This window comes from Peribacillus sp. ACCC06369 (assembly GCF_030348945.1).
GTDB lineage: Bacteria > Bacillota > Bacilli > Bacillales > DSM-1321 > Peribacillus.
Genome location: NZ_JAUCEN010000002.1, coordinates 4,741,844 through 4,756,679 on the forward strand (window position 1 = coordinate 4,741,844; position 14,836 = coordinate 4,756,679).

The following is a 14,836-nucleotide window of genomic DNA, read 5'->3' on the forward strand; positions in this document are numbered from 1 at the left end:
ACATATTCCCCCTGAATTCCGATTTGATTTGGCCTATCGACTTTTAAAAAAGGGTATAAAAAAAGACGCCTCTTATAGCCCAAACTTAGGTTTTTCAGTAGAATTGCCTACCTATAACCAATTTGGTCCATCAAAGCGCCATTGCTTCATCTATTTACTTGTTTTTGATCATTTGAAATGATCATGCGTGCCACTGTCTCCATGGAAAGCTGCTTATCCATACTCAGCCTTCTCAGCTTTTTGTAAGCGGTTTCTTCCGTTACTTTCTTCCTTTTCATGATAATTCCTTTTGCCTTTTCAATGACTTTACGATTTGTGAGCGTTTCATCCAATTGAGCATTTCGTTCCTGATACTTTTTTGCATTGGCCGCTTGCAGTAAAGCAATCTCCACTGCCGGAATCAAATTCGCCTCCGTTATTGGCTTTACAAGATATCCGACGATATTCGCCCGTTTCGCCTCGTCGATATATTCACGCTGGCTGAATGCAGTTAAAAGCAGGACCGGTATCTGAAAGGTATTGGATATCACTTCGCTAGCCTTGAGTCCATTCATTTTAGGCATTTTTATATCCATCAAAACGAGATCCGGCTGTAAAGCATGTGCCAATTCAACTGCCTTCTCGCCGTCACGTGCATGTCCAACCACATCGTAGCCTGCATCCTTGAGCATAATCGTTATATCAAGCAGAACGATCGATTCATCCTCCACGACCAAAATCCTCTTGACCACTTCTCCCACCTACCTCTTGTATGGAAATCTCACAGAAGCCAGGGTACCTTCTTTAATCCGACGAATCGAAAACTCCCCATCCAAATCATTTTCCACCGTCATGCGGATGATGTCCAGCCCCAAAGAAGGTTTCACTGCCGGCGAATAGCCGATGCCATCATCTCTTACTTGAATCTCCAATTCAGAACCATCCTTTTGAAAGCATACGGTAATCTTCCCTTCCGTACCTTCCATGAAAGCGTGCTTCACACAATTATGAATCAGCTCATTCACCACCAGCGCGACGGAAATGCCAATGTCGGAATCAATGGAATGAAGCTCACCCGTATATTCAATGCTTAGGACGTTACGGGTATGATCCTCCGTATAAACGATCATATCGCCTATTTTCTTAATAAGCTCCAGTAAATCCACGTGATCCGCATGGCTGCTTGCCAAAATGATTTCATAAACCGACGATATGCTTAACACCCGGTTCAAACTGACCAATAAATGGGGCTTGCTTTCTTCAGGGGCCCCTATCCTCATTTGCAGCCGAAGTAAACTGGCAACAGTCTGCAAATTATTCTTCACCCTATGATGAATTTCACGAATGGCTACTGACTTGCTAATCAGCTCTCTCTCTTTATCCCGCAGTTCAGTCAGATCCCGGATGATGATGAATGTTTCATCGGAATTCTTGTTGCCTAAATGGAATTTCTTAATTTGGAAAGTCTTTTTACCAATATTAATTTCTTTCATTAAAATCTCTTCTTTTGAAGCAAGAACATCGGCAAAGTCAGGAAAACAATCGAAAATGGAGTCCCCCAAGACACAGTCCCTCAAACCAATTTCCGTTACTAGATTAATGGCAGCAGGATTCATATAAACAAGTCGGTTCTGGTTATTGATTAGGAAAATGGACTCTTCGATGAATTCAGGAACTAAGGAATTTTGTTGATCTTGCCTTTCAAACTGATTTGAAGTTTCAGGTTCTTCCTGAATCACCTTTTCCATGATCAAAACGGCTATGACCCGATTGTATTCTCCCTTGACCGGAACGACACTTTGCTGAACCATTGCTCCCTCTTGAGTCAATGCCCGATTCACGAACATCTCCTTTCCGGTGCGCAATACATAAAATACTGCCGGCTCGAAGGCCTCATAGGCAAATTTCCCGACAACCGGATGATCATAAACCGATTTTACGGAATATGCGCTTGCCTCTGCCACGACTATGGCATGCTTCCCTTCACGCACCGGACAATCAATAAAGACATTCGCTTTATTCAAATTGGCTATCAACGATAAATTCGTTGATAGGTTTTCAAGAATTTGAATATCCTTGTCCAGTAGGTGAGTATGCATCTCACATAATTCTCGGACAGCAGTTGTAGTTGTCCGTTCCATAGGCAAAACCCCAATAACGTTTATTCATGGATATTATTATTGATTATTATAGATACCGCCCCTATTTTTGTCAATATTCAAAATATTCAAATGTTATATATCCTGACATTAGATAGCAAGGAAAAAATGTCCTCTTTTTTAAGAGAACATTTTTTCCTTGCTATTATAATCCTAACATTGGATACGCTTTTATATACTCTTTATTATTTATTTGAAGAACTAACTCTTTATAATTTTTATCCTCAAATTGTATTTTAGATTCGAAGATTTTTGTTCCCTTTTCTAAAACATTAGATTCTCCATCCGCATTAGGAGTGCTATTGCTACTAATCTTTCGAATAACTTCTCCTACTTCATTCCCTATATCTTGAACTTCAACAGGTTCATCAGTAATTCTGTAAGATTGCCCTTCCCAAACAATTGAAGGTGGTACATCTTCGAATAATCCCAATTTATCACTGCTAACAAAACCAACAACTAATAGTATTGCCACTAAAAAAAATGAAGATTTTTTGAAAATAATTTCACCTCAGCCCTTTATACTAATATAAAATTTTTATATATGTTTTTGTTGTATGATAGTACGTTACATAAGTTGTGCTTATTAGTTTTCCAGCGCCTGTATATGATTTTACTTGATATCTGGTAGCAATTAAATCTCCATAGATGGCAGGTCTACTCCATTTTTTTGGATTCGCTTTAATTGAGTACCCGGAACCTTTGGGACTATATGAAACTGAAACACTTCCATATGTCCCTCCTAAAGCTACAGAAATCGAGGAACTTGAATTAGAAAAATTATAATAACTTTTATTGTAATTTTTTCCAGAAAAAGCTGGATGCCAACGTAAAAACACTTTACTCTTTTCTGTCCAGCTTGAAACTTTTGTATGATCCTTCCATCCTATACTAGACCGAGACGATAGTTTACCGTTAGTTGGTTGCATTAACTCTCTATACTCAACTTTAGGTTCTTCGGTGAATAATATTGGCGATCAATATTATTATAATCAAAAGTTCCAAATAAATCCTCGGTCGAATAATCTAATGCTTTCTCCCCTTCATTGGAATAACCGTTAAGCATATTAAAAAACCAACTAAAACTACTAAAATTTTTCTCATATAATCCCTCCAAATCAAAAACCCAAAACACGCTACGTGGTTTTTTTATAATTTAATTAAATCATCTGAATCGCATCATGGCGTTTCATTTTTGAAATTCAAATTCCCAAATTTGAGACACGTATATGGCGTTTTAGCAAAGGGTTGGTTTATGTTGGAAATGGCAGGACTCTTCATAATCATGGGAATCGTTGTCGGTTTAGTTGCCGGGTTAAATTTAACGGAAATTTGCGAAGGATTTAATGACGGATTTCGAGAAGTTTTGGTAGGTGCCATGATAGTAGGTATTGCAAGAGCTGTCGCTGTTGTTATGGAGGATGGTCAAGTAATGGACACGATCGTTCATAGTCTCGGCAATCTTGTCGGCGACTTTCCCGCTGTATTTAGCGCCCTTGGCATGTTTATTGTACAAATGTTATGTAGTCTTTTAATCCCCTCCGGCAGCGGTCAGGCTTTAGTTACCATGCCCATCATGGCTCCATTGGCCGACATCATCGGCGTTACAAGACAAACAGCCGTGTTAGCTTATCAGCTGGCAGATGGAATCGGCAATATATTATATCCAACATCTGGATATTCCATGGCCACCCTTGCCTTAGCAGGAGTCGCCTGGCAAAAATGGGTGCGCTTTTACCTACCCTTGTTTTTTATCTGGTTCCTCTTATCGGGCGCTTTCTTGGTCATCGCTCAAACAATTCACTGGAATGGTTAAATGCAAATTAATGATATTACAAAATACTAAAGCAACGATTATTACGTTGCTTTAGTTGAATTACATTAAATGAATCCTCCATTTACCCTAATCGTCTGACCCGTAACCCACTGCGCTTGTTCACCTACCAAAAACGAAACCACATTGGCAATGTCATCCTTTTCACCTAAACGTCCGAAGGCATTCATTTTTTTCATCCCTTCAATTTGCTGCTCCGATTTCCCTACATTAAACAACTCTGTGTTGACCGGACCTGGAGCAATTGCTTTGATCGTAATCCGTTTTGGCCCGAACTCTTTAGACAAATGTCTTGTGAACTGTTCAACTACCCCTTTTGTACCTGCATACATGCTATACGAAGGAAACATCTGGCCTATTACAGAGGTTGATATATTGACGATCCTGCCATCGACCTCCATATATTTTAAGGCTTGTTGGCAAGCGAAGAATGTCCCCTTCACGTTCACTGCAAATTGTTTATCAAAGTCTTCTTCCGTTGCTTCGGAAAGTGGTTTATTTATCATCAGTCCGGCATTGTTCACTAAAATATCGATTTTCCCAAACGCCTGGACCGTTTCTTCGAAGAGATATTCAATATGGGAAACTTGGCTAATATCGGCTTTGATGGCGACGGCTTCCCCGCCCTTCTCCTTAATCCTTTCCACTGCTTCATATGCCTTCTGCGCACTGCCTGAATAGTTGATCACCACTTTTGCACCCAATTCTGCAAGCTGTTCCGCTATGGCGCGACCAATTCCCCTTGATGAACCTGTGACCACTGCAACTTTTCCATCCAACCGATTTTCCATTCATTTCCCTTCTTTCTTTTCATGATAAGGTGGTTCCAGTTCATGAAAGAATCCCCATAGTCCAAATATTACCACCTTCCCCTCTTTATAAGGTAGTCAGCATAACTTCCCTACTCATGAATTTCACCTCTTCTGGTTATAGTAAAGAAGAAAATAACGGAGGAGGTTCATTCCATGAAAAGTTCAAAGGAATTTGTCGAAAGCATTCAAGAGCAGCAGAAAAAGGAAGAAGGCAATTTTCGCCGTCAAGGTAACGGTAATCCCGCTCAGAAATTACCGAATAAAAAACATTAATGAAGACCGCAATTCAAAAAATCCCCGCCTTATTTCAAGGCAGGGATTTTTTCACCCCGATGTACTTTTTTTCTTCTTCATCACTTCGATTTCTTTTGAAAATGTGTCTTCTATCTCTTTTTTATTTCCATATAAAAAGAGGTTATCCCCTAATTTAATTTTATACTCAGATAACTCTTTCCTGATTTTCACTTCTCCGCTTTCAATAAATAAAATATTGATGTCCGCTCCATGCGATATGACATCAAACGCTTTGACATCTATGAATTCAGAGTCCTCATAAATATCAATCTCCATGACCACGTCATCATCTTCTAAAAATAGGACCTCCTCTATCGGGTGCTCCCATAATTCATAATGATTATACATTTCACTTTTCAACTTATTCGATATTCTATTATTCAGGAATGGCGTCTTCACAAAAATGGTTAAGACCACCAATACACCAATAATGATGCTTAACTCCATCAAGCGTAGGTCATCTGTAAGCAATGTACTGATCGATGAAATAATGACAGCAAGTGAGAAAGCACCAAATAATATTAAAAACATGCTTATTTTCCTGCGAACGGGATGATCAATAATGGATTTTGACTCATCAGTTGTAAAACCAGTACCTGTCAGCATGGAGATAACCTGAAATCTGGCTACTGTGCTTTTTAATCCAGTCAATTTCAGCAAGGTAACCGATATTTCAATAACAAGAACAATGATTATAAAGTAAAGTAACATAAACAGTAAATTCATCAACACGATCACTTCCTCATTTATGGTTTACCCTAATTCCGCCAAAAGAATCGCATCCTTTTTTCTTTTCAAGCTTCTCATCAATATATTCACTTACTGCGAATAACTGATATGAAACAAAAAAAACACAGTAAGATCCAAATGAGAATCCTACTGCGTTTTTTCCCTATATACACCTAATTCTTAAATGGTCTTCAGCAGTAGCTTTTTTAACAGCGGTGTAAACTGCTCTGGCAATTCAGCTACACTCGGAATCATTAGCCGTTCTTTGCCATAGATGTTTTTCATCGTCAATTCTTCACTTTCATCGACGCCTCCATCCGCTAAAAACAGGCCTATGACTTCTATGCCTTTTTTCCTGGCTTCCGATACGGCAAGATGTGTATCGACAATTCCATTTTGATCATAATCGCTTGCTGCCGGCTCACCATCGGAAAATACGAGCAAGAAACGGTTTTTTTCGCGCCTTTTTTCCAATTCCATTGTGGCCACCCTGATGCTGTATCCGTCCCGGTTGTCTTCCTCCGGTTCAAGCTGCATGATTTTCGCTCCTGAGTTCAGATAAAAAGAATCGGAATGCGACTGGATCACATGGAAGTAATTCGGCTGATATCCTTCTCTCACTTCATTCGCATCTTCCCAAAATCCCACGATCGAATGGGGAATCCTTAATTTTTTCAGCACTTCATGAAACAGGACGACCCCTCGTTTCGTTTCATCCATTTTGTTATGCATGGAGGCCGAGCAATCGATAAGCAATGTGAATACGGCATCCAATTCATTTGAATCCTGGTTCTTTTTATAAAAGACCCTTGGATTTTCTTCAAGTACAAGCGGCAGTAATTTCTTCGATAAACGACCAAAAACCAAATCTTTTCTTGGTGCATTCTTTTTATTTTCCAGTGTCTTTTCAATTGTACTGGAAAGTTTCCTCTTAAACGGTTCAATATCCGCAACAAACTCACGGTAGCGTTTCTCCTCCGAAAGTGTTGGTATTTTTGCTTCCTTGATTACTTGGACGACGTCTTTATTTTCTTCACCAAATGGATGTTCACCACTTTTGCCCATATTGGTTTGTTTCTTCTCCAGCGTTTCCTGCTGATTGTATTCCTTTTGTTTACTTTCCCCTGATGAACCCTGGATCGAAGCCAGCGCTTGGTCGGCATCTTCCGCTTCTCGGGCACCGCCGCCCATCAGACTTGTTTTCGTTCCCTGCTCCAATTCAAATTGAAGGAAAGTCGAATTACTCTCGCCGTTCTTATTCTCCCGATGCCAAGTTGAGAATTTCTCATCGATGAACTCACTTTTTTCTTCGTCTACCTCTTCTGTATCATCGTTAACCAGTTCATCATTTCTAGTCAGTTCATCAAATAAGGTATTTGCCTTATACTTTTCCACATTTGCAATGGGGAAGATGAAATATTCATTGATCGTATCCTCGTATCCATCGTTCACACGAAAAACGATTTGCTCGCAAATCCTCGTGATATCACTGGTTTTAGTGGCTTCAAAGACAGAATGGATGAACGGTTTGATTTTCTCCAGCTCTTCCAGCTGCCGTACATTGGCTCTGGGAAAAATCGGATCCGGCCGGTCGGATTGAAGCAGTAAATAGATGAGGCAATATAATTCATCCAGCGCAAAACTTCTTGTGACATTCGTTGCTAATTGGCTTTCGAAATATTGTTTAAGGTAAGCTCCCCTTACCGAAAACCATTTTTTCGTGCCTGGCCTTTCTTTCTTCACCAATTCTTCCAATCGCAAATCTTCCATTATAGCGAATAATTGGGCTGCAAACTTCGGAAGCGAACTTTCCCCGATGATGTCCTGGTACTCCTTCATGCTCTGGATTGTTGAATGATGCAGCGTACCTATCGTCCTAAGGAGCACGTCCGTTTTCAGTCCCGCTTCCTTCACTTCCTTATTGCCATTTTCCCAAAAATGGCTGGCTGTGACCTTATTCTCGATCAGATCAATGAAGGAACCATAATTATATTCGAATTCCAGCTCAGAAATGCCGGATAAGACAGTCGAGAGATCCTGAAGCTGTAAAAAAAGGGCCGTATCAATTATTGAATCATTAAACCGGATATACTTCATGAGGCATTCTCCTAGTTAGAATAATGTGTCAGCCAAGTTCTTCACAAACTCACGCTCCCGCTCCTCGTCCAACTTATCCACAATGGAACGAAGAATCGCCCGTTTCGGCGGGATCAATACACTCAGATCGCAAGCATCAAGCAAAGCCCTGATCGATGCCGCATCTTCAGCGACCTTCCCTTGATTCACGGCATTTATCAAATCACTCGACAGTTTAACGAACAATTCAATACTTCTTGGGTCCTTCAACTTTGTATTGGTTTCTATCAATTGCTTTAACTGCTCCCCTTCGATATAGGGAACTTCGATTACGACAAACCTATTTTTCAGCGCTTCATTCAGCGGCACTGTACCGACATACCCTTCATTGATTGCAGCAATCACATTAAAGCCATCTTTTGCAGTGATGACTTCATTCGTGAACGGATTCGTTATCGTCCTTCTGTAATCAAGCACCCCATTGATTAGCGGCAGTGTTTCCGGTTTTGCCATATTGATTTCATCTATATATAGGAAATGACCGTGATTCATTGAATTGGTCACAGGTCCGGGTACGAATTCTATCACCTGTTTTTCCTCTTTATAAGCCAACGTCTTGAAGCCCAATAAACTTTCGGCATCCAAGTCGACTGAGCAGTTGACACTGAACATTGGCTGGTTGAATAAATTCGATAATGTCTCGGCAAACTTTGTCTTTCCTGCCCCTGTCGGACCCTTCAAAAGGATATTCTTCCCCATGCTTAAGGCAGTGATGGCATCTACCATCAACTCCATCTCGGGAGGCAGATATCCGCCGCTCCTGATCAATTCCTCGTATTGAGCAGGATTTTTTTTATTAGCTTCTAATATATTTGCTATTTCTATTGGTAGTCGATTGATCATTGTGTTCCTACACCCCTTTCTGAACATTTTAAGGCTCTTTCCCATTAAAAACAAACACTAAGAAAAAGAGCTGTCATCAAGACAGCTCCCAGACTGTGACAAACTAGAAGAAAAGTGTGTTTGCCTGCAGTTTTTTATTTAAAAGACGTTCCAGTTGATTTCAGAAATCCGCTCCCTTTCCGCAGACTGTCTGCCAAGCCACATCAAAGCAAGCGCCTGTGGGGTCTCGGCAAGCCAGTTATTCGGCAGGAGTGTCGCAAATTTCTTCAATCCAATAAGGATTATAAAATAATAAAAAAATCAAAGTGTAACCTTGTCTTAATCAAGGTTCGGGATAAAACCAGACTACAGTTTTTTCTTAAAAAAACAATCCAGTTGATTGGAACGGAAGGTACGAGACTCCTGCGGGAAAAGCGCGTCCAAGGGAGACCCCACAGGCGCAAAGAGCGCCGAGGAGGCTCCCGGACCGCCCGCGGAAAGCGAGTGCCTGGAGAGGAAATCAACGTTATTCGAAGTTCATTCTGATGACCCTTAAAAAGCTTCCTCAGGGTCCCCTTTCATCAGGTATATCATATAGCCCAATACACCGCCGATGATGGCAGGAATCACCCATCCTACCCCAACACTATATAGTGGAAGGTATTGGGTGAAAAAGTTCGAAACAGCATCCAATTTAATGCCTGATGCCACTACTCCATCCATTATGCTGATGATGGCCGTTAATAATAAGCTTCCTAAGTATACCTCCGATTTCCCTTTGAAAAGGGAATGGAAGAACGTCAGAACGATCAAAACGATCGCCACGGGATAAAGTGCGGTTAACACAGGCACTGTAATTGAAATGAGCTTTGTCAAACCTACATTTGCAACAGCCGCACTAAAAATGGAGAAGATGACGACAAATGATTTATACGATACAGCAGGCAGTATTTTATTGAAATACGCAGAACAAGCCGTTATCAACCCAATGCTTGTCGTCAGGCATGCTGCGATCACGATCAACCCTAACAACACGGCACCAGCCGATCCGAAAAAATGATTCGAGGCTTGAGCCAAAACGTCTCCGCCATTACCCAGTTGACCTAGTTTTTCCACACTTGTTGCCCCGACATAAGTCAATGCCGTATACACGATCACCAACAAGGTTGCAGCTATCAAGCCAGCTTTCATACAGAAGCCTAACACTTCTTTTCTTGAAGTGATCCCCCTGTCTTTGATCGCGTTGATGACAATGATACCAAATGCAAATCCGGCCAGCGTATCCATGGTCAAATATCCTTCTTTAAATCCCTTGAAGAAAGAATTATCTGAATAATCTGCCGCTGGTAACTGGATTTCACCCATTGGGTTAATAATTGCGACCACAATGAGAATCCCGATGAAAATCAATAATAACGGTGTTAATATTTTTCCGACGATATCCAGCATTTTGGATGGATTGATGGATAATAAACAGGCAATTCCAAAGTATATGATCGTGAATACCAGCAATGGTAAAAAACCGACGTCATTGGAAAGGAAAGGTTTAATCCCTATTTCGTAAGAGACACTTCCCGTTCTCGGAAGCGCGAAAAGCGGTCCCAAAGATAAATAAAGAACGACTGTGAAAATGATGCCGAATAACGGGTGTGCCCTGCTTGCAAGCGATTGAACATCATTTTTTCCCGAAAAACCAAATGCCAATATTGTAATGAATGGCAATCCAACACCAGTAATGATGAATCCTAAACTAGCCGACCATAAATTGGTCCCAGCGGATTGACCGAGCATGGCAGGGAAAATTAAGTTTCCTGCACCAAAAAATAAAGCAAAAAGCATTAATCCTGTTACAACGATAAAAGAAAGTGGTGCTTTCTGTGACATATTGAGCCCTCCATTATTTGATTATCTTAACGAAGAAAAGAGTTGTCCATTCGATAAAAAAGTGAAATGAGCCTCGGTCCATTCTACTTATCTATTAAAATGCACCTTCATGAAACTATTGATTATTGATAACTCTCCTTACTATAAAATCCGGCGGAAAGTTTGTCAAAGCTATTTCACTCATTATTCGGAAAAATCTTTCTTTTCTTACTTCTTTTTATAAAAATGAGAGAGGCATTCAGATTCAACAGAAAATTTGAGTAAAATGTTCTGCAATTTATTTTGCAGGAAAAATGTTTTAATATTCAGATATTTAAATAAACTATATAAAAACCAAAAAAATAGGAGGAGTAAACATGAATACTGAAAAAGAAAAGATGGTGAGCGGGGAACCTTATATGGCCGCTGATCCGGAATTAATAAGAGATAGGGAAAATGCTAGAAAGTTGACCGGTTATACAATCAGACAACGGAAAGCGAAGGGAATGAACGAAGGGCACTGCTAAAACAGCTTTTAGGTTCCACTGGACTAAATGTATTGAACCCACTTTCCATTGTGACTATGGATACAATATTTCTGTCGGGGAAAACTTTTATGCTAATTTAGATTGTGTCATTTTGGATGTTTGTGAAGTGAAGATTGGCAAGGACTGCATGTTGGCTCCCGGAGTGCATATCTATACGGCCACACATCCGCTGAATCCCTTCGAACGCAGTTCTGGAGTGGAATACGGAAAACCGGTTACGATTGGGGATCATGTATGGATTGGCGGAAGGGCCATCATCAATCCTGGCGTTACAATAGGGAGTCATTCCGTGGTCGCTTCAGGGGCCGTCATAACAAAGGATGTTCCTGAAGGCGTTGTTGTCGGTGGAAACCCAGCGAGGGTCATCAAGCATATTGAGGGAATTAAATAGCAGAGCTCACTCTACGCTGAGTGGCTCTGCCTCCTTTTTTTCGTTATATTTTCCTTAATGCTTCCGCGATTGCAGTATCACCAGAGATTAAATCAAATGAACGCTTGTAGGTATTTTCTTCAGTTAAAGAAGCAAGAATAGTTCGAGCTACATCTTCACGGGCAATCGAACCTCTTTCCAATTCTTCGGCGGCGGTCACTTTGCCCGTTCCCGGTTCATTAACCAGACCGCCAGGCCGAATGATGGTATAATTCAAATCGCTTTGTAACAATGCCCTATCCGCATAGTGCTTGGCCACATAATACGGTTTGATGGCTTCATTCCAGTTTTCGCGATTATTGGCCTGAAAAGCACTCACCATTATGAATCGGTTGATTCCCAAGTTTTCTGCCGCTTCAATCGTTTTAACTGCACCATCCAGATCAATCAACAGCGTTTGATCAGCGCCAGTGCTTCCTCCGGACCCTGCTGTAAACACGATGGCATCACAGCCTTTTGCCGCATTCGCAATCTCATCCACTGTTCCCGTTAAACTGACGACTGCAGCTTCAATTCCGTTTTTCTCAAAATGCTTCCTTTGATCCTCTTTGCGAATCATTGCCCGTACAGTATGATCCGGACTATCTTTTAATAAATCCACCAGATGTTTACCGATCTGCCCATTTGCCCCAACTACGAATACTTTCATGAAAGTCAGCTCCCATAATGGTTAGTTTGATTTCATTTCAAATTATTTCATGTACTTAGATCATTATCAAACAATCAGCCCGCCATACATTGGAAAAAGTTTGGCAACCACCCTTATATATTTTATAATAATGACAGTACGTGTTCTTCTAGGACACAAAAGGGAGGTGTAAAGATGGCAATAAGAATGTTAATGCCACCTTCTGCAGCGTCTCATGCAAAGCCTAGTATTGGAGGCGATACTTTGCATGGGGTTAAATTAAGCTAAACTTAATCGCCCGACTTATCATTTCTAATATTTGGCTTTGCACCTTATTTCATTCTTAAAAAAGAATAAGGGGCTGGCAGAAATGAAATATGTAAAAGCAACGGCCGTGTTGCCTGAAAAGCTGATCGTTGAAATTCAAAAGTATGTGCAAGGTGAAACCATATATATCCCGAAACCTGAAAAGGCCCATCACAAATGGGGAACCCGTTCGGGATCAAGGGAATTGATCGATGACCGAAATGCCTCTATAAAATATGCATTCAAAGACGGGCATACCATCCATCAATTAGCCGAGGAACATTTTCTCTCCGCGGAAACCATTAAGAAAATCGTTTATTCTAAATAGGATTGCATGGGCAGCACTGATAATGATATCAGTGCTATTCATATGCCAAGAATGTTTCTTAGTCGTTTTCCCCCTTTTAATGCAGATGCGATTTCTGTAAAGTATATAAAAACGGGATCATGTTACAAGTATCGCGCAATAAAAACAGGAGTGAAGAAAATGGAACCTTATATCAGAAGCGAGCAATATAACTTCATTAAATCCCAAACGCAGATTCTTATAAATGGACACGCGACGGCCAACGATAAGGATGTGATCAACACCCTGAGAACTGTTGCCAAAGAAAGAGTATTAAGCTTATTCGGTGACTTGAGCGAAGAACAAAAACAACTACTGGATCCAGTAGATACCATTAAAGATCCCGCACAAGCTGAAGCCTTTCTCTTACAGGTAAAGCCGTTTGTGATCCCATTTAAAGAAGTAAGCGAAAAAACGATAAAAAAATTGTTTCCTAAAGCAAAGAAATTAAGAGCCCCTTTGTTGGAAAACATCGATTTGAGAGAGATTTCATACTTGGGATGGGATGATGGCGGATCCGGAAAGAAATTCATCATTGCACCCCATCATAATAAACTCACCGGATTGCATGGAACCATTAAACCCGCCAACAAAAAAGGGATCTGTGCCATATGCAGCCGCTTTGAAGAAGTAGGGATGTTCATGTCTGAAACAAAAGGAACCGTCCAAGGGACATTCATTAAAAAAGGGAATTACATTTGCCTGGATAGTATGAAATGTAACCAGAACATAACCACTTTAGATAAAATGACCGATTTAATCGAGCGGCTGAAATAATACGGAAAAGCAATCCTTCAAATGGTGAAGGATTGCTTTTTTGGGTTTTGTTATACACTCATGTTATTTTTGAATGTGTGCATTTTATGAACTAACGCATTTTACTCATCAGCCTCAATAGGTACGGCTCCTAATTTTGGAAGGTTATCGCCTTTGTTGAACTTTAACACCCTTAACCAAAAGCCAGAAAGCTAATGATAACTCCCCAATCACACCAGGTATGGCTACAATCAATAAGAATATCGTTTTATAGTCGCTATAGTTGGTCAGAAGAAAGTGTGCAAAACTGTCTATTACATACCCAGCAGATGCAATGACCAGGAAGATTCCGATCAATCTTGGCATGTAGCCTCCTGACCTGATTATTAAATAACCAACGATAAGCAAATGAAAGCCAAAAAACACCAACCCAATAAGCCATCCATTATTGAAAGCATCGATTAATGACAGCACTTGAGCATGTATCTGTTCAGGTGTGAATGCCGCCAAATATTCAGTACCACTTAGCAGTTGCAGTACACCCAGGAAATTATGCAAGGCGACCCCAAAGATGGCGGTGTACACCAACCTAAACCACGCAGCGAGCATCGCCAGATTCTTATTAACGGGTAGAAGCAGAACATATAGAGCCCAAGCTAACAGCACATCAAGAATGAGCACGATGACAAAGCTAATGAATCCAGTCCTAAATAACATCTCATTGGTCATGATGTTAGTGGCAGTTGCTGCTGGATCATCAAAGACAATAAGTCCTTCAAGAACAGAAAAGTTAGAAAACATCGCAAGTATTGCCATAAGCAATAGCCCTACTCCTGCGGCTCTAGAATAATGTAATGGCGGGGTTTCATTATTACGGTTTGTCATTTCTGACTCCTCCTAATTTCCTGCTAACTTTACAATATTCGAAGTACTATTGTCATATGAATCAAAAGGATTGCTGTGGCAAAATTTATTCTCTTTTCTCGAATGGCCTTGAAATTCGTATTCTCAAAGATATAAAGAATTGCTAACAATCGATAACAACATGCATGATTACTATCTTCTATATTAATTACCGTTTTAGTTGAGTTATCGATCCCCCTGCTGCCGTGGCGCTTCTTCAAGCAACACCTTTACCTGCTGTCTCCGGTTGATTTTGTTCTGTTTACACAAATCTAGTATAATTGAGAGATA

General features: G+C 40.5%; 14 protein-coding genes and 1 pseudogene. 5 read left to right on the plus strand and 10 right to left on the minus strand.

Annotation, left to right across the window (positions count from 1 at the left end; genetic code table 11):
• Nucleotides 1–146: 146 nt before the first annotated feature.
• The 3 genes from QUF78_RS24020 to QUF78_RS24030 form a co-directional block, all read right to left on the minus strand.
• Nucleotides 147–731, minus strand: coding sequence for an ANTAR domain-containing response regulator (locus QUF78_RS24020; protein ID WP_289326676.1), 585 nt, complete (start codon nucleotides 729–731; stop codon nucleotides 147–149).
• A 9-nt stretch (nucleotides 732–740) separates the two neighbouring features.
• Entirely contained in the window at nucleotides 741–2,120 is a 1,380-nt protein-coding gene (locus tag QUF78_RS24025; protein WP_289326677.1) for a sensor histidine kinase, read from the minus strand.
• 163 nt (nucleotides 2,121–2,283) lie between these two features.
• Nucleotides 2,284–2,613, minus strand: coding sequence for a hypothetical protein (locus QUF78_RS24030; protein WP_289314690.1), 330 nt, complete (start codon nucleotides 2,611–2,613; stop codon nucleotides 2,284–2,286).
• Between the two features lie 741 nt (nucleotides 2,614–3,354).
• Between QUF78_RS24030 and QUF78_RS24035 the strand changes: the two genes are divergently transcribed.
• Nucleotides 3,355–3,954, plus strand: coding sequence for a Na+/H+ antiporter NhaC family protein (locus QUF78_RS24035; protein ID WP_353957926.1), 600 nt, complete (start codon nucleotides 3,355–3,357; stop codon nucleotides 3,952–3,954).
• A 65-nt stretch (nucleotides 3,955–4,019) separates the two neighbouring features.
• Here the strand turns inward: QUF78_RS24035 and QUF78_RS24040 are convergent, their stop codons facing one another.
• The gene (locus tag QUF78_RS24040; protein ID WP_289326678.1) at nucleotides 4,020–4,763 is read right to left on the minus strand and encodes an SDR family oxidoreductase; all 744 of its coding nucleotides are present in this window, start codon (nucleotides 4,761–4,763) and stop codon (nucleotides 4,020–4,022) included.
• A gap of 174 nt (nucleotides 4,764–4,937) precedes the next feature.
• Here QUF78_RS24040 and QUF78_RS24045 point away from each other — a divergent pair, with 174 nt between their 5' ends.
• On the plus strand, nucleotides 4,938–5,057 hold the full coding sequence (locus QUF78_RS24045; protein WP_061465287.1) for a DUF4023 family protein: 120 nt from the start codon (nucleotides 4,938–4,940) through the stop codon (nucleotides 5,055–5,057).
• Nucleotides 5,058–5,108: 51 nt separating this feature from the next.
• Here QUF78_RS24045 and QUF78_RS24050 read toward each other — a convergent pair whose 3' ends face one another.
• The 4 genes from QUF78_RS24050 to brnQ all read right to left on the minus strand — a co-directional run bounded on the left by QUF78_RS24050 (nucleotide 5,109) and on the right by brnQ (nucleotide 10,649).
• Complete coding sequence (locus QUF78_RS24050) at nucleotides 5,109–5,804, minus strand: hypothetical protein (RefSeq protein ID WP_289326679.1); 696 nt, start codon at nucleotides 5,802–5,804, stop codon at nucleotides 5,109–5,111.
• A gap of 183 nt (nucleotides 5,805–5,987) precedes the next feature.
• A complete protein-coding gene (locus QUF78_RS24055) occupies nucleotides 5,988–7,904 on the minus strand; it encodes a vWA domain-containing protein (RefSeq protein WP_289314688.1) in 1,917 nt (638 codons plus the stop codon).
• A 15-nt stretch (nucleotides 7,905–7,919) separates the two neighbouring features.
• Nucleotides 7,920–8,786, minus strand: a complete 867-nt coding sequence (locus QUF78_RS24060) for an ATP-binding protein (RefSeq protein ID WP_289326680.1) — start codon at nucleotides 8,784–8,786, stop codon at nucleotides 7,920–7,922.
• A gap of 531 nt (nucleotides 8,787–9,317) precedes the next feature.
• Nucleotides 9,318–10,649, minus strand: a complete 1,332-nt coding sequence (gene brnQ, locus QUF78_RS24065) for a branched-chain amino acid transport system II carrier protein (protein ID WP_289326681.1) — start codon at nucleotides 10,647–10,649, stop codon at nucleotides 9,318–9,320.
• Between the two features lie 356 nt (nucleotides 10,650–11,005).
• Here brnQ and QUF78_RS24070 point away from each other — a divergent pair.
• Nucleotides 11,006–11,567: pseudogene (locus QUF78_RS24070) on the plus strand (maltose acetyltransferase domain-containing protein).
• Between the two features lie 43 nt (nucleotides 11,568–11,610).
• Here the strand turns inward: QUF78_RS24070 and QUF78_RS24075 are convergent.
• The gene (locus QUF78_RS24075; protein WP_289314685.1) at nucleotides 11,611–12,255 is read right to left on the minus strand and encodes an SDR family oxidoreductase; all 645 of its coding nucleotides are present in this window, start codon (nucleotides 12,253–12,255) and stop codon (nucleotides 11,611–11,613) included.
• Between the two features lie 349 nt (nucleotides 12,256–12,604).
• Here QUF78_RS24075 and QUF78_RS24080 point away from each other — a divergent pair, with 349 nt between their 5' ends.
• Together QUF78_RS24080 and QUF78_RS24085 are read left to right on the plus strand one after the other, a co-directional pair.
• Complete coding sequence (locus QUF78_RS24080) at nucleotides 12,605–12,868, plus strand: CD3324 family protein (RefSeq protein WP_101225543.1); 264 nt, start codon at nucleotides 12,605–12,607, stop codon at nucleotides 12,866–12,868.
• A gap of 159 nt (nucleotides 12,869–13,027) precedes the next feature.
• Nucleotides 13,028–13,663 carry a FusB/FusC family EF-G-binding protein gene (locus tag QUF78_RS24085; protein WP_289326682.1) on the plus strand — a complete coding sequence of 212 codons (636 nt, stop codon included), beginning with the start codon at nucleotides 13,028–13,030 and terminating at the stop codon, nucleotides 13,661–13,663.
• A gap of 144 nt (nucleotides 13,664–13,807) precedes the next feature.
• Here QUF78_RS24085 and QUF78_RS24090 read toward each other — a convergent pair whose 3' ends face one another.
• A complete protein-coding gene (locus QUF78_RS24090) occupies nucleotides 13,808–14,527 on the minus strand; it encodes a DUF4386 domain-containing protein (protein ID WP_289326683.1) in 720 nt (239 codons plus the stop codon).
• Nucleotides 14,528–14,836 lie beyond the last annotated feature (309 nt).